Annotated in this window: 14 protein-coding genes; 6 read left to right on the top strand and 8 right to left on the bottom strand. The window is 72.5% G+C overall.

The annotated features are described in order from the left end of the window. The first annotated feature begins 19 nt into the window (after window positions 1–19). Entirely contained in the window at window positions 20–835 is an 816-nt protein-coding gene (locus ACIQ9P_RS22060; RefSeq protein WP_402358557.1) for a hypothetical protein, read from the top strand. 35 nt (window positions 836–870) lie between these two features. Here the strand turns inward: ACIQ9P_RS22060 and ACIQ9P_RS22055 are convergent, their stop codons facing one another. Next, window positions 871–1,824, bottom strand: a complete 954-nt coding sequence (locus tag ACIQ9P_RS22055; RefSeq protein ID WP_402358554.1) for a helix-turn-helix domain-containing protein — start codon at window positions 1,822–1,824, stop codon at window positions 871–873. Window positions 1,825–1,963: 139 nt separating this feature from the next. Here ACIQ9P_RS22055 and ACIQ9P_RS22050 point away from each other — a divergent pair, with 139 nt between their 5' ends. Continuing rightward, window positions 1,964–2,881, top strand: a complete 918-nt coding sequence (locus ACIQ9P_RS22050) for an MBL fold metallo-hydrolase (RefSeq protein ID WP_402358551.1) — start codon at window positions 1,964–1,966, stop codon at window positions 2,879–2,881. A gap of 22 nt (window positions 2,882–2,903) precedes the next feature. Beyond that, complete coding sequence (locus ACIQ9P_RS22045; protein WP_402358548.1) at window positions 2,904–4,385, top strand: carboxylesterase/lipase family protein; 1,482 nt, start codon at window positions 2,904–2,906, stop codon at window positions 4,383–4,385. A gap of 179 nt (window positions 4,386–4,564) precedes the next feature. Here the strand turns inward: ACIQ9P_RS22045 and ACIQ9P_RS22040 are convergent, their stop codons facing one another. The 3 genes from ACIQ9P_RS22040 to ACIQ9P_RS22030 all read right to left on the bottom strand — a co-directional run bounded on the left by ACIQ9P_RS22040 (window position 4,565) and on the right by ACIQ9P_RS22030 (window position 6,433). Continuing rightward, window positions 4,565–5,128: a hypothetical protein gene (locus ACIQ9P_RS22040; protein WP_402358545.1), complete on the bottom strand. Its 564-nt coding sequence runs from the start codon at window positions 5,126–5,128 to the stop codon at window positions 4,565–4,567. 893 nt (window positions 5,129–6,021) lie between these two features. Further along, the gene (locus ACIQ9P_RS22035) at window positions 6,022–6,147 is read right to left on the bottom strand and encodes a hypothetical protein (RefSeq protein WP_402358542.1); all 126 of its coding nucleotides are present in this window, start codon (window positions 6,145–6,147) and stop codon (window positions 6,022–6,024) included. Window positions 6,148–6,277: 130 nt separating this feature from the next. After that, a complete protein-coding gene (locus ACIQ9P_RS22030; RefSeq protein WP_402358539.1) occupies window positions 6,278–6,433 on the bottom strand; it encodes a hypothetical protein in 156 nt (51 codons plus the stop codon). A gap of 201 nt (window positions 6,434–6,634) precedes the next feature. Between ACIQ9P_RS22030 and ACIQ9P_RS22025 the strand changes: the two genes are divergently transcribed. The 3 genes from ACIQ9P_RS22025 to ACIQ9P_RS22015 all read left to right on the top strand — a co-directional run bounded on the left by ACIQ9P_RS22025 (window position 6,635) and on the right by ACIQ9P_RS22015 (window position 8,277). Continuing rightward, window positions 6,635–7,462: a Scr1 family TA system antitoxin-like transcriptional regulator gene (locus ACIQ9P_RS22025; protein ID WP_402358536.1), complete on the top strand. Its 828-nt coding sequence runs from the start codon at window positions 6,635–6,637 to the stop codon at window positions 7,460–7,462. Then, window positions 7,459–7,662: a DUF397 domain-containing protein gene (locus ACIQ9P_RS22020; protein ID WP_402358533.1), complete on the top strand. Its 204-nt coding sequence runs from the start codon at window positions 7,459–7,461 to the stop codon at window positions 7,660–7,662. Before ACIQ9P_RS22025 ends, ACIQ9P_RS22020 begins: the two co-directional genes overlap by 4 nt. A 297-nt stretch (window positions 7,663–7,959) precedes the next feature. Beyond that, window positions 7,960–8,277, top strand: a complete 318-nt coding sequence (locus ACIQ9P_RS22015) for a hypothetical protein (protein WP_402358530.1) — start codon at window positions 7,960–7,962, stop codon at window positions 8,275–8,277. A gap of 127 nt (window positions 8,278–8,404) precedes the next feature. Here ACIQ9P_RS22015 and ACIQ9P_RS22010 read toward each other — a convergent pair whose 3' ends face one another. The 4 genes from ACIQ9P_RS22010 to ACIQ9P_RS21995 all read right to left on the bottom strand — a co-directional run bounded on the left by ACIQ9P_RS22010 (window position 8,405) and on the right by ACIQ9P_RS21995 (window position 15,087). Further along, the gene (locus ACIQ9P_RS22010) at window positions 8,405–9,799 is read right to left on the bottom strand and encodes an isopeptide-forming domain-containing fimbrial protein (protein WP_402358527.1); all 1,395 of its coding nucleotides are present in this window, start codon (window positions 9,797–9,799) and stop codon (window positions 8,405–8,407) included. A 285-nt stretch (window positions 9,800–10,084) separates the two neighbouring features. Next, window positions 10,085–12,406, bottom strand: a complete 2,322-nt coding sequence (locus tag ACIQ9P_RS22005) for a hypothetical protein (RefSeq protein WP_402358524.1) — start codon at window positions 12,404–12,406, stop codon at window positions 10,085–10,087. An 828-nt stretch (window positions 12,407–13,234) separates the two neighbouring features. After that, window positions 13,235–13,885, bottom strand: coding sequence for a hypothetical protein (locus ACIQ9P_RS22000; protein WP_402358521.1), 651 nt, complete (start codon window positions 13,883–13,885; stop codon window positions 13,235–13,237). Next, a complete protein-coding gene (locus ACIQ9P_RS21995; RefSeq protein ID WP_402358518.1) occupies window positions 13,882–15,087 on the bottom strand; it encodes a DUF58 domain-containing protein in 1,206 nt (401 codons plus the stop codon). Before ACIQ9P_RS21995 ends, ACIQ9P_RS22000 begins: the two co-directional genes overlap by 4 nt. Between the last annotated feature and the right edge of the window lie 51 nt (window positions 15,088–15,138).

Raw genomic sequence — 15,138 nt, 5'->3', positions numbered from 1 at the left:
GGGAACACGGGGAGGGCTCATGGGAGACGTGGCGGCGGAGAACGACACCGCGCGGACGGCGGCGCTGCTGCACGAGGTCGCGCGGGCGTCCTCGGGGCTGGTCGTGCTCGACCCGGGCCTGTCGGACGCGGTGCTGGACGGCTGGCCCGTCCCGGTACCGGAGGAGATCCGGGTGCTGCTGCGCTCGGTCGCCGGCGTGCGGATCACCGTCAGCCGCTCCCCCGTCAACGGCCACGAGTCGACCGAGCACATCGACCTCGTCCACCCGTACAACTCCGGGCGGTACGCGGGCTACGACGTCGGCTGGTACCTGGAGCACGCGGGGGGCTCCGGGACGCACTGGTTCGTCCACACCGACTCGGGCGACGGCCACGACTACGTCGACGTCGACCGGTCCACCGGGGCCTGGGGGCCGGTGTTCCGGTTCTGGGACGCCACCGACACCGTGCGGCTCGCCCCGTCCCTGCCGGCCTGGCTCGACGCGCTCGCCGACTGCCTGCGCGCGGCGCTGGCGGAGACGGTCGCGGGAGCCGCCGTCCCGGCCGGGACCGAGGGGGCCGCCACCGTCCGCGCCTTCGGCCGGAGCTTCACCGACGCCTGGGCCGCCCTGGACGAGAACACCACGGACGTCGCGACCGTCACCGCCGCCCAGGCCACCACCGGCACCGACCCCCTGCTGCGCGAGGCCGCCGCCGACCTGCCCGCGGACGCCCGACTCGCGGACCTGCGGGCCGTACCCGGCCCGGCGCGGGTGGTGTTCGACTTCTCCACCTGCCGCTACGCCCGCCGGGCCGGTGGCGCCGTCCTCATCGCCACCGAATGGGAGGACGCGTGAAGGCCGGTCCCGGGGGTCGGTGACGGAGGTCGTTCCTACCGGCCCCGTCCCGGTGCCGAGCCGGCCGTCCGTGCCGTGGTCTCCCGTGCCGCAGCGTCCGGACGGGGAGCCCCGGGGCCGCCCGGACGCGGCGGCCGGGTGCCGCTCGCCTGCGCGAGGAGTGCCAGGGCCCGCTCGGAGGCGGAGCCGGCGGGAGTCGTGCACACGATGAGCGTCTGGTCGGGCGAAGGGGCGATCGACAGCGTCTGCTGCGTGACCGTCAGCGTGCCGACGACGGGGTGGCGCAGCTCGTAGGAGGCGACCCCGCACGGCGCCACGCGGTGGTCCCGCCACAGGGCGAGGAACTGCGGGCTGCTCATCGTCAGTTCGCCGATCAGCTGCGCCAGCAGGGGGTCCTGCGGGTGCCTGCCGACGGCCAGCCGCAGGTTGCCCACCACCGTGCGCACCTTGCGTTTCCAGTCCGCGTAGAGCTCCTGACCGTGCGGGTCCAGGAACAGCATCCGGCTCATGTTCGGGCGCCGCGCCGGGTCGTCCGGGGCGAGGAAGTCCAGGTGACCGGCCAGCAGGGCGTGCCCGAGGGGATTCCACGCCAGCACGTCGGTACGCCGGCCCAGCACGAGCGCCGGGACGCCGTCCAGGGCGCGCAGCAGGTCACGGGTCCCGTCGGCGAGCTTCTCGGGCCGCGGGCGGCGCGCCCGGGGCACGTGACGGGCGGCGGCCGCGAGCCGCTCCAGGTGCTCGCGCTCGTGGTCGTCGAGGTGCAGGGCGCGGGCGATCGCGTCGAGCACCTCGGCCGACGCCCCGCGCGACAGACCCTGTTCCAGGCGGGCGTAGTAGGAGACGCTGACGCCCGCCAGCCCGGCCACCTCCTCGCGCCGCAGCCCGGCCACCCGTCTGCGGGGCCCGAGGTCGCGCAGGCCGACGTCCTCGGGCCGCAGCCGCGTTCGTCGGGCCTGGAGGAAGGTGCCGAGCGGTCCGGGTCCGTTCATCACCCCAGTATTCGGTGCGCGACCCGGTCCCAGCCACACCCTGCCAGGGGTAGGACAACCGGGGTGTGGCCCACTCCACGGCAGGGGTCCAGGCTCGGTCCTACTCCGTCACCCCACCCCACCGGCCCTGGAGGGACCCATGGACCAGCGCCCGGAGCGGATCGCCCTCGGCGATGTCACCATCACCCGTGTCAAGGAGTTCTACGGCTCGGCCCAGCTGTCCCCGGAGCGGTTCTTCCCGGACAGTCCGGACGGCGCCTGGAAGGAGCAACGCCACTGGCTGGCACCCGACTTCTGGAACTCGCGGACCAACGAGTGCCAGACCGCGATCCAGTCCTGGCTGCTGCGCAGCGAGGGGCGCACGATCCTCGTCGACACCGGCGTGGGCAACCACAAGGACCGGCCCTACGCGCCGGTGTGGAACCGCCTGGAGACGGACTACCTCGACAACCTCGCCGCCGCCGGGGTGCGCCCCGAAGAGGTCGACATCGTGGTCAACACTCACCTGCACATCGACCACGTCGGCTGGAACACCCGGCTCCAGGACCGGACCTGGGTGCCGACCTTCCCGAACGCCACCTACCTGATGCCGCGCCCGGACTTCGACTTCTGGGACCCCGCCAACGAGAACCGGAGCGTACTCGGCCGCGGGAACCAGAACGTCTTCGAGGACAGCGTCGCACCCGTCCACCGGGCGGGACTGGCACACCTGTGGGAGGGCAGCCACCGGATCGACCGGAACCTGCGTCTGGAGCTCGCCCCCGGGCACACCCCCGGCTCCTCCGTCCTCGCCCTGGAGTCCGGCGGCGAACACGCCCTGTTCGTCGGGGACCTGCTGCACACCGCCCTGCAGATCACGCATCCGCGGACGAACTCCTGCTTCTGCGAGGACCCGGCGGCCTCCCGCGCCTCCCGGCACCGGCTGCTCACCCGCGCCGCCGACACCGACGCGCTCGTCCTCCCCGCGCACTTCGGCGGCCAGGGCGCCGCGCGGGTCGAACGCCGCGGGTCGACCTTCGCCGTCAGGCAGTGGGCCGGTTTCTCCCGCCTCTCCTGACCCCGCCGAAAGGACCCGACCCATGCCCCGACAGGCAGATCCGACCGTCGAGACCCCGGCGGGGGCCGTGCGCGGCCTGCGTGACGGATCCGGCGAACGCTACCGCGCCATCCCCTACGCCGCGCCGCCCACCGGCGCCGGCCGCTTCGCCCCGCCCGCGCCGCACCCGGGCTGGTCCGGTGTCCGCGACGCCACCCGGCCCTCCCCCACCGCTCCCCAGCCGACCCGCGGCTTCGGCCGGCTCGACATGACCCCCTACTTCGGACCGGGCTGGGTGCCCGGCGCGGAGTATCTGAGCGTGGACGTCCACACACCCGCCGCCGACGGGGCCCGACGCCCCGTCATGGTTTTCGTGCACGGTGGCGGCTTCGTCACCGGCTCGAACCGCGCCAGGCTCTACGACGGCGGCGCCTTCGCCCGCGACGGCGTCGTCCTCGTCACCGTCAACTACCGCCTCGGCGTCCCCGGCTTCCTCGACCTGCCGGGCGCCCCCGCCAACCGCGGGCTGCTCGACCTGCTCGCCGCACTCGGCTGGGTGCGCGACACGATCGCGGCCTTCGGCGGCGACCCCGGCAACGTCACCGTCTTCGGCCAGTCCGCGGGCGCCACCCTCGTCGGCGCGCTTCTCGCCGCACCACAGGCAAAGGGCCTGTTCGGGCGGGCGATCGTCCAGAGCGGCAACGGCACCGGCGCGTTCACCCCGGAACAGGCCCGGCGCGTCACCGAACGGGCGGCCGCGGCCCTGGGCGTCGAACCCATCGCCGAGGCGTTCGCCCCGGTCCCCGACGAGCGGTTCCTGGCGATCCTGCCCGCCCTGGCCGGGCTCGACCTGCGCACCGCCACCGCCATCGACCCACTGGCCGGGCTCAGCCCGTTCAGCCTGGTCCTGCCCGTCCAACCCGCCGACGACCTCGCCCACGGACCGGCCCGTGACGTCGACCTGCTCATCGGCACCAACACCCAGGAGGGACACCTCTACCTCGTACCGCAGGACGCGCTGGAATCCACCACCGAGGCCGACCTGCTGACCCTCGCCGCCCGCCTGCACCCCGACCCGCACCGCGCTCTCGACGCCGTCACCGCCCACCGCGCGGCCCGGCCCGACGACACCCCGGGCGAACTGCGCTCGGCCCTGCTCGGAGCGGCCCTGTTCGAGACCGGCACGGCGCGGATGGCCCGGGCCCACGCGCGGATCTCGGGCGGCCGCACCCACCGCTACTCGTTCACCCACCGCTCCACCGCCCTGGGCGGACGACTCGGCGCCGCCCACACCGTCGAACTGCCCTTCGTGTTCGACAACGCCCACCAGCCCTGGCTCCACGCGGACACCGGCCTGCTCGGTCCCGACGCCGCGCCCGCCGGACTCGCGTCCCGCGTCCACGGCGCCTGGGTCGCCTTCGCCCGCGACGGCGACCCGGGTTGGGCCCGCTACGACCCGCGCCACCCCGCGGCGGAGCCCCTCGGCGGACCTCCGCGGCGGCCGGACCGGGACCGGCCGCAGTGACCGGTTGCTGTGACCGGCCGCTGTGACCGACCGCCGGGGGGCAACGCACGGCGTGAGGCGGGCCGAACCGCTCGGGGCGTTCGGCCCGCACCCAGGGCCATGCTGAAGCCTCCGGCCTGCGGAAACGCACCTTGATCACTGATCGTTCCCGCAGGTCCGGGGCAAGCGGCCCCGCCTGTTCAGCCCTTGCGGCGGCCGTCCCGGACATGGTCGGCGACCTCGGTGTTCTTCCCGTCGACGTCGTCGACGACGTAGACGTCGTCCTTGAGGGGAGACAGGTCCGCCGCCTCGTCGTGGGCGCGTACCCGCTCGAACCCCACCACCGCGCTGCCCTCCTCGGCATCGGTGGCGAACGGCTGCTCGTCGAGCCAGTCCGGGAAGTCCTCACCTCGGCGCCGCGCCGCCCACCACCCGACGGCCGCCACGGCACCCGTCGCCAGGATCAGCCCCACCACCGCGCGGCGGCGGCCGGCGCGCCGCCGGGCCGCGCGCGTCGCCCGCCGGCGGCCGCTGCGAACCGTCCCACTGACCGCCCCGCCGGTTCGCTCGGCCAGGTCGGACGCCGTGTGCGCGGCGCGCCGCGCCGCCGTGCGGGTGCGCTCCGCGCCCGTGGCCACCGCGTCCAGCGCGGGCGCGGCGGCCTGCCCGGCGCCGTGGGCCGCTCGCGCGGCGAGCACACCGGTGTGGTGCGCCGTGTCGGACAACGCCTGCCTGACGCCCGCACTGCCTTCGGCCATGTTCACGAGTGCCTCCCTACGTGGTCGTCGGTTGTGTGCCGGCCGTCTACCCGAAATCCCGGGAGTCATCGCAGCGGAACAGGCGTGCTCCCAACCCTCGTACGACCGGAGAACTACCGACCGCACGATGCGACAAACCTCCTGACAAAGCACTACCAGCGGCACCACCGGACCACGCGGTCACCGTTGCCACCCGCACGGTCCACAACCACGTGCCGCGCAGTGGCCAGCGGGCTCTGCCGGCCCGAGCAGCGCCTCCGCAGCTCCCCCCCGTGATCCTCGTGAAGGGCCCACCCATCATGCGCGGACCGCCGGCATCGTCACCGTCCTGGCCGCGACCACCGCCTTCACCGCCCACCTGGCAGCCACCCCCGCCTCTGCGGCCGACCACCCCCGGCCCCGGGCGGCCAACGTCCAGGACATCCGCCTCGACTTCACCGACCTCACCGACCTCACCGACTCGGCCAACGAAACGCGGTAGGGCGAAGGTCCTGGACACCGACGGCAATGAGATCAGTACGTGCACGAACTCTGCTCGGCCACCCGGCCGGTTGTCGAACGCGATCGATCCGACGACTCCAGGTCCGATGAGGGAGCCCCGTTCCGCGACAGCGGGCAGCGCGTGCGGGAACGGAGCCGAGGGCGCCCGTCCCGTCCCGTCCCGGTACGGTTCGGGACGGGACGGGCGGGCCCGGAGGGCGGTTCACCGTGTGGCAATCTCCTCCGGAGCATTGAAGGGCTCCGCCCGCCCTGGGGGGATGGGGCGAGCGGTGCCCGTGCCGCGTCCCTTGGCCGAGGCCAATCCCTGTGGGAGCGGCGTCCACCGTCGCCCGACGGACGGTGGAGTAGGGGCCCGTCCCCGAACCGGCCTTCCGGGCGGTACGGGACGGGAGTCGGGATCAGTAACTCTCGAACCGCCCGCCGGTCCCGCGCCCGTGCGCGGCCGTGTCGTCGGACTGCTCGCTGTTCTGACCGGCGGAGTCGGAGTCGCCGGTCGCCGCGGGTTCCGCGCACGGGTCGAACATGGCGGCCTCTGTTCCTGACTCACGGTGACAGAAGGGCAATGACCAGTCGCCAAGCACGGGACCGGGGGCCACGACATCGGGTTGGGGCGCTCACAGCAGAAGCACCGTCCGAACCGCCGAACCGCCGTAGTCACGCCGCGCCGTTCATCCGCCGCGAGTCGAACCCGCGCTTCGGCGAACGCGTCTCGCGCTCGGTGAGGCTCGCTTCGATCTCACTGTGATACGTGGTCCACTCACACCCACCGCCCGAAGGACGCAGGTAGACCTGTCCACCGACGGTGCCCATGAAGTGACCCTCCCTGTCGTGGAGGTGGTCGTAGACCACCTCACCCAGCTCGGGGTAGTAGTCCGGTCTCGCCGGCTCCCTCGCACGCCGCATGATCGTTCCCCTCCGTAGTCGCTTCACTACCGGAACGCCTTCACTGTGAACTACAGTCGAGGTGTCTTCAACCTCCCATCTGTGCTTGAAAAGTAGGGAGTTCGACCCATGAACCGAGTTGAGCTGGATCCGCAGGGCGGTCCGGGGGCGGAGTTTGGGGTCTTTCTGCGCAGCTCACGGGAGCAACGCGGCTGGACCCAGGACGATCTGGCCAAGACCACTGGATACTCCTCATCCCACATCTCGGCTGTGGAAACTAACCGAAGGCCGCCAACTCCACGTTTTTCGAAGAAACTTGACAAAGCATTCGGGACGGACGGCGTCCTCACCCGCAAGACCAACGACGTCAAGAACTCCCCTCTGCTGGAGGGGTTCGCCGAGTACGTGGTCCAGGAGGCCAAGGCCGTCGAACTGCGTCTGTTCGATCTCGGGATCGTCCCTGGCTTGCTCCAGACCCAGAGGTATGCCGAGGCCATTGCGGCGGGCGCTGTGCGTCGAGGGAGTATCACGCAGGACCAGGCAGACAAGCGCGTGGAGTTCGTGACAGCTCGTCAACTTCGCCTGCATCGGGACCAGCCACCCCTACTGCACGTCGTCATGGACGAGAGCTGCGTTCGGCGGACTGTCGGCGGGCCGGCCGTCATGGCGGCACAGTTGGAACGACTTGCCGAAGTTTCAGCGCTCCCGCACACCGTCCTGCAAGTCGCGTCGTTCGCCATAGGAGAGGACCGCACTTTCGACCTGCCGGTGAACATCCTCACCCTGCCGAACAGGTCCCTGATGTCCTATGCCGAGTCGTCGCAGCAGGGGCACCTAGAACGGGACAGCGACTCAGTGGTGCCGATTCTGACGGCCTACTATCAGCTACAGGCCACAGCCCTTTCGCCGGCGGAGTCGGCGGCCCTGATCAGCTCTCTACGGAAGGAACTGCCGTGACCGAACCCAAGTGGTTCAAGTCGACCTACAGCAGCAACGGCGGCAACTGCGTGGAGGTTGCAGCAAATCTGGCAACCTCGGCCGGCATCGTGCCGATCCGTGACTCGAAGGACCCCGAAGGACCTTCGCTCACCTTCTCAGCTGCGGAGTTCTCGGCGTTCCTCAATGCGGTGCGCAATGGGGAGTTCGGCGTCGTCTGATGTGGCACCTCGGGCGCTCGCCGACTGGACCCCGTCACGACAGTGCGGCGGGGTCCCTGTGCCTTGGTGGCGTTCCACCGTGTCTGCTGCCGCATGGCGCCGGGGTCTATAGCGGGAAGCCATACGCACACCCGCCGTTGGCAGGCAGGACCCCGCCAAAACTTTGTCCTCGGTGTCCTGACCATCCGGTCCGACTGCTTCCGACCCGGCCGGGCCACGTGGTCTACCGACCGCCCAACAGGAGGGAATCCGAACTGTCCGCCCGGATTCCTCGTCAGCCACCCAAGGAGTGACGCAGTGTTCAAGTCGAACAAGACCCAGGAGGAGCCCGTCATCGTCGTCCGCGACTCCCGACAGGTGGAGGCGGATCTGCGGCAGGCCCTGGAGACCGCCGAAGCAGGCGAACGGGCGGGCCTGGAAAAAGCCCTGCGGATCGTCACCGAGACGGCGTCGGCCCCCGATTCCGCAGTGCGCGGCCGCTGGGTGCGGGAGGTTCTCCACGCATCGGGCACGGACATCCGCGAGCAGGTCGCGGCGGTGAAGGCCCTGCGGACCGTCCGGCCCGGACTCTCCCTCACCGCCGCTTACCAACTGGTCCGGGAAGCGGGCGAGTAGACACCCGACAGTCCGAGGGCACCGCCGGAAGGGCGGTGCCCTCGGCGCGACGGCGCCGAACTGGTGCGACAGCCGCGGTCCGGCCCCGACCCACCCGGGCCGGGGCCGTACCGCGGGCGCGGCAGGGTCAGCAGCAGTCGGCGGGCGGGCAGGCCGGGGCGGCCTTGACGCAGACGGTGACGGAGTCGGTGTTGTCGGCGAGGTCGAGGTCGGTCTCGATGGCGTGCGCCGTCGCGGTGTTGGTGACGGCGCCCGGGACGGTGGCCTTGGCCCGGAGGGTGAGGGCGGCCGAGGCGTCGGCGGCCAGCGTGCCGACGCTCCACTGTCCGGTGCCGGGGTCGTAGGCGCCGGCACCGGCCGTGGCGGAGAGGAAGGCCAGTCCGGCCGGGAGGGTGTCGGTGACGGTGACGCCGGTGGCCGTGTTGGGTCCGGCGTTGCGGACGGTGACCCGGAAGGTGACGGTCTGGCCGACGGTGACCGTGGTGGCGTCGGCGGACTTGGTGACGCCCAGGTCGACGGCCGGCAGGACCTCGGTGTCGACCGGGTCCGAGGTGGCGGTGAGGGGTTCGGGGGTGGGGCCGAGCCGGTTCTCGTAGGTGGCGGTGGCGGTGTTGGTGACGTGTCCGCCCGCGCTGGCCTCGTCGATGGTGACCCGGTACTCCACGGTGGTGCCGTTCGGCAGGGTGTCGGTGTTGGGCAGGCTGCCGCCGCGCCCGGCGGTGGCGCCGTTGCCGAGGTTGAACGTCACCCGGTTGCCGACCGGGTCGTAGGACGCCTGGTCGTCTCCGGGCCGGTCGGTCTTCGCCCCGGCGTTGGGGCCGTTGACGATGCGCAGGGTACCGGGCAGGTAGGTGGTGCCGTCCGGGACGGTGTCGGTCAGGACGAGGGCCTCGGCGTTGCCACCGCCGTCGTTCCTGGCGACGATCCGGTAGGTGATGACGTCGCCGACCTGGAGGGGACCGTCGGGGACGGCGATCTTGGTGAGAGTGACGGCGGGGGCGGTGCCGAAGAAGATGCCGTCGAGGAAGTTCCCGACCGACTGGTTGCCGCCGGCGGAGGCGACCGAGCGGAAGGCGAAGCGGGTGGTGGTCTGCCCGGCCGGCACGGTGTACGTGCCGGAGTAGAAGCCCCAGGCGGTGTTGCCGTCGGTGAACTGCCGCTGCTGGACGACCGCGCCGGGGCGGCCGATGTCCAGGGCCATGGTGTCCTGGCCGAGCCGCCCGCGGTGGTAGAGCCGCCAGTACAGCGTGGCGCCGGGGGTGGTGGGCAGGTCCTGGTAGAGGGTGGAGACCTGGTTCGCGTTGAGTTCGGCGAACTGGGCGCCGTCGGCGGAGGGGACGCCGTTGAAGCCGTCGTGCCAGAGCTCGATCAGGTGGTCGGTGGCGGTGGTGAGCCAGCCCGGGACGTGGTTCGGGCTCTGGGCCTGGGAGGCGTCGGGCAGCAGCGCGTTGCCGCTCGCGAAGGCGGGCTGTTCGAAGCTGCCGTTCACCAGGGTGATGCGGGACGGGGCGGGAGTGGTCACGGTCTTCCCCTTCGGTCCGGTGCCGGACGCGGCCGGCATCCGCCTTCAGGGTGCGGCATTCGTTCTTGTACGGACGAGAGCGCGGGGCAGGGCTCCCGGAGCGCTCGCGGGCGCGGACCGTCGCGGATCGCGCCCCGCCGCCCGGGCCGGTGGACCAAGGCCGTCCCCCGGCGACCGACCCCACCCCGGAACCGCCGGTCCGCGGTGGACGAACACCCGCGCGTGCTTGTGCCCGGCCCCGGAACCGTTCCGGGGCCGGGCACAAGCGGGGTGCAAGCACCCCGGTCAGAGCCGGAAGGGATTGCCTCCCAGGGCGGCGATGAGGTACCAGGCGGTCGCGCCGGTGTGCAGGGACGTGTAGTAGAAGTCGCCCTGCCCTGTGTCCAGGCCGTCGTGCGACGAGGCGACGATTCCTTCCCCGTCGGTGTTCGGGTCCTGCTTCTGGGCCTTCTCCAGCGTCGCCGTCAGCACTGCGGCCCGGCCCGCGTCACCCGGGGCGTTGCGGGCCCGGTAGGCGGCCAGGAGGTGGGCGGTGCCCTCGAACCAGACGCCGCTGGTGTCGACGGCGCCGAAGCTGACGCCGGTGTATTCGCCGTCGGTGGCGGCCATGCGGCCCGCCGCGAAGTCGACCGTGGGCGCGTACGCCGGGTCCAGGGTGGCCAGGTAGCTCCAGGTCTGGACGTCCTCGGGGACGGCGTCCTCGTTGGTGGTGACGCCGTCCGGGCCGGTCCCGGTCCACAGGGACGTGTTGGGGGCCTGCATGGTCCTGACGAACGCGAACGCGTTGTCGGAACGGTTCTTCCACACCTGGTCGCCGTCGAGCTTGCCGAGCATGGCGAAGAAGGCGCCGACGTCGATGTTGTGCTCGGTGGCCTTCCAGGTCCGCTGGACCAGGCCGCTGCCGTCCGCCGCGGCCGAGGTGTCGGCATAGCCGCCGGTGTAGCCACCGGCACCGCGGGAGTCGGCGGAGTTGGCCTGGATCCAGTTCGCCGCCCGCAGCGCGCCGTCGAGGTACTTGCGGTCACCGGTGGCCTGGTACAGGTGGCTGAAGGCCATGCCCGCCCAGGCCATGTTGCCGGTGTAGACCGACCAGCCGCCGATGTAGGGGGTGCCGACGGGGTAGTCCCGGCCCAGCGTGGTGACGAACGGGGTCGGCAGGTAGGAGGCCCGGATCCGGCCGTCGTTCACCGGGTCGTGGTCCTGGGCGTACAGCAGGCTGTCGCCGAGGGCGATGGCGTGCGTGAAGTCGGTACCGGTGTGGTTCGTCAGGAGGGCTATGACGGTCACGGCGTTGTCGTAGGTGAACGACGACTGGTAACCGGTCGGTCCGAACGGGCCCCCGGCCCCGAAGTGGCCGCCCGTGTAGCTCTGCGGGACCCGGAGGGCGTCCGGGGCGCCGTGCTGGTCGATGGCCTTCCGCAGGAACGAGTCGGCCTTGCGCGTCGATTCGTTCGGGGAGGCGGTGCCGCCCGCGCCGGACTTGAAGAAGTTGTAACCGACGATCCTGTCGATGAGGGCGCCGCCGGGGAAGTCCATCATCACGACGCCCGTGCGGACCACCGGAGCGTGCGTGCCCGTGGTCTGGTTGAGATACGTCAGCAGGAACTCGTTGACGCCCTGACTCGTGCAGATCCCGGCGGCGCAGCCGCTGGCGACCGAGTACGGGTAGGCCCCGAGCGACGTTCCGCTGATGTAGTTGATGTACAGCTTCCGGTCCTGGTCGGGGTCGCTGTTCTGACGGTCCAGATGCCGTCGCACGTAGTCGCGCTTGCTGGCTATGGCCATCATGTTGGGGACGCTGTACTCGTCCTGGACGAAGCACTTGTGGTACGTGGAGTCGGTGTTGGTCCCGCAGTCGCCGTCGGCGAGGCTGGCGGACTTGTTCTCCGACAGGTCGGAAGCCTGCTTCAGGCCCCGTTGGTAGTCACCGCCGCCCGGACCGTAGAAGGCCGTCAGTACCAGTTTCCCGCGGACGGCGCCGAGTGTCGGAACCTCGGTCTGCTTCCCCGTGGCGGTCGGCGGGGCGACCGACGGGCCGTAGAAGAGATCGGGGTACAGCATCAGGTAATGATCGAAGAGATTCTTCCGGTAGGCGGTTCTGGTGTCGCCGGAAGGAGGGGTCGGGAAGGCCATGCCGTTCTCGTCGTACTGGAGCGGCGCGTCCGGGTCCGTAAGGTCGTCAGTGCACGAATCCAGCTTACCGGTGCACTCGGCCTTCAGCCGGAGCAGCAGTGTCTCGCCGGGATGGTTCGTCAAGAAGGTCCGGAACCGGTTGAGGGCGTCTCCCAGCATCGCGTGCTGGTAATAGCCTCCGTGGTGGACGGCGTACGAGCCGTCGAGGTAGTCGCCCTGGGCGTTGGTCCGCCCACCGACGACCCGGACCCGAATGTCGAAGGCCCGGATGCCGGCCGCCAGTTGGCCGGCCAGGTTGCCGGCCTGGGTGGAGTCGCCCTCCTGCGTCTGCGTGGCGTCACCGCCGAAGGTCGACAGCGACTCGTGGGTGCCGGGGATGGACATCGCGCCCAGACCGGTGCCGCCGGGAACGCCCTTCATCCAGTCCGAGCCGGCCGTGGCGGAACTCAGGCTCTGGTACGACGGGGTGCTCATGGAACTGTCCGCGTGTGCCGGGGCGGCCGCGGGAAGCGTCAGCGTCCCGAAGCCGAGTACCGCGGCCAGCAGGGCACCGGCGGTGGTTCTCCAGTGTCGGTTGATCGTGCTCTCCTCGAACGACGGGGGACGTCGCGCACGATGTCCCCTCCGGATTCGCGCCGGTCGGGCGGTCCCGGTGGACCGGCGCGGCTTGTCTGTCGGTTCTGATCCTTGTCCGAGCGGCTCCGCCCGTCCCCGGACGAACCTGCCGAACTGACGGTGCGGGGAGTCGAGTTCTTTCCCCGCGCGCAGAGCGTCGCCGGTCCTCGTCGGCGGTTCGCCGACGGCCGGACCGTCTCTGCCCGCACGCGGGCAACCTCCGGCTCCGGGAACCACCCGGAAGATCCGTTCCAGGAAACGCTCCGGGTACGAGCCGGGCCGGACGCACGCACCTCCGACCGTTCGGGGCCGGCGCCGCGTGCCGGGAGGATCGTGCCACCGCTCGCGCTCCGGCCGACATGGCCTTTGGGGCACACATCCGGGCCGTGTCGGCTGCCCCGCGGCACCGGGTTCCGACCTGCTCCGCGGCACCGGGTCCCGACCTGCTCCGCACGGGCGCCGGTCACCTGCCGCAGAAGCCGTCGAAGCCCGTCTTCACCCGCTCAAGGGCGGCGCGCAGCACCGCCGGTCGCCGGAGCACCCGGCGCCGTGCGGCCGACGCACGAAGACCAACCCTCTGGAACGAACGGGGCTTGCACGGGGACCGACCGCACGGGGCGACGCCCGCAGGCGCCGGGCGGGCCGGTCCGGCCGGCCCGGCGCCGCTCAACCGGCGGGGTGCGGCCCCTACGCCCGCTCCCGGCGGGCCCGCGGCCGGAGTGCCCGTGCGACGCCCCAGCCCGCCGCCACCAGACCCACCAGCGCGATCGGACGCGACCACTCCCCCGCCCCGGTCCGCGCGAACGCGACGGACAGGACCAGCCCGGACGCGGCGAGGGCGGCCAGCGCGTGCGCGGGCCGGGCCCGGTGGCCCTGTGGGCCGAAAACGTCGACCAGGAGCAGATAGCCGATCAGCAGCGCGGCCACCAAAGCGATCTGCCCGAACGGGAGCTCACCCAACGCGGCCAGCAGGACGCTCCCGGCCGCCAGCACGGTGCTGCGCGACCCGGCGAGCCGACCGGGCCAGCTGTGCGGGCGGTCCGGCGGCTCGTCGAGCGGCGGGGCGGCCCAGAGCGCGAAGGCCGCGGCGGCCGCCACGGCGGCGGGCCCGCCCCGCTCCGCCGCACCGTCGACGGTGCCGACCCCGGCGGCGGTGAGCACCAGGGCGACACCGGTACAGCGCAGCGCGGCCCGCTCGGCCCATCGCGGCCACGGGGCGGCGGGCCCGGTCGCGGCGGGGACCGGGGCCGGGGCCCCGGTCGGGATCAGGATCTCGGCCTCAGCCTCGGTCTCGGTCCCGGTCTCGATCTCGGTCGGGACGTGGTCGGGCGTGCTCATCGGGTTCCTCCCCCGATCCGGCGGCGCAGCAGCGGTGCGAGCGCCAGGTCGAGCGCCTCGCCAGGGGTGTAGCGGGCCACCGGGATGCCCCGGGCCCGCAGCGCCGACCGCATCGCCTCGCGTTCGGCGTGCCAGAGCCGCAGGGCCACGGCGTCGATCTCGTCGTCCGGCTCCACCGCCGGTTCGCCGGCCGGGATCTCCACCACGACCAGCGGGTTGCCGAGGTCACGGACCCGGCCGAGCACGTCCAGGATCCGCTGGTCGGCCAGTGAGGTGAACGCGTACACCAGCGCGTGCCGGGGCAGTGCCGCCACCGGGAGCCTGGGCGCGAGGAGCCCCCGGTAGGACCGGTCCTGACGGACCTCCAGCACGCTCTCCACCATCCGGTAGGACTGCCGCTCCCCGCTGCCCGCGGTGAGCCAGCGCAGCTTCCCGCCGACCGCGATCAGGCCGACCCGGTCGTGCCGACGCAGGTAGGCGCGGGTCAGCCCGGTGGCCGCGCGCAGCGTCTCGTCGAGGCTGGAGCGGCCGCTGGCGGCGTCCCGGAAGTCGGCCAGGGTGTCCAGCAGGACGACCGCGTCGGCGGCCCGCTCCGCCGCGAACTGGTTGATCTGGACGGCGTCGCGGCGGGTGGTCGACGGCCAGTGGATGCGCCGCTGGCGCTCACCGGGCACGTACGGGCGCACACCGACGACCTCGACACCGGTGCCCTCGTGCGCGGTGGTGTGCTCACCGAGGCGTTCGGGCAGCCGCACCGGGATCGGGGTGAGGCGGGCCGCGCTCGGCTCGGGGAAGACGTCCACGGTGCCGAGGTCGGTGCGTACCGTCCGGCGGGCCAGACCGCCGGTGTCGTAGACGTCGATGTCGACGCTGCCCAAGGTCCAGCGGCCCCAGCGTTCCACCCGGACCACCAGGTCCACCTCAGTGGCGCCGACGGTCACCGCCGTCAGGGTGACGCCCGGGCCGAGGGCGACGGCCGGGTCGAGCCGGCCGATCCGGCCGTCGTGGTGGACGGTGATCCGTACGATGATCGGCTCGCCCTCCAGGCAGCGGCGGGGTGTGACGGCGTTCTCGGCCTCCAGTCGGGACGGCCGGTCGTCGCCCGGGGCCGCCAGGCCGAGCAGGACGGCCGGGCCCGCCGCCAGCGCGAGCAGCCAGGCGTGACCGGTGGCCAGCGCGGCGACGGCCGCGGCGGTGGCCACCGTGAGCAGGCGCAGAGTCCGCTCGCCGGGCCGCCAGTACGGCGAGGGCGG

This window comes from Kitasatospora sp. NPDC094019 (assembly GCF_044764505.1).
Lineage (GTDB): Bacteria > Actinomycetota > Actinomycetes > Streptomycetales > Streptomycetaceae > Kitasatospora.
Note: the sequence above shows the minus strand (reverse complement) of the source record. Positions and strands in the feature narration are given on the sequence as shown.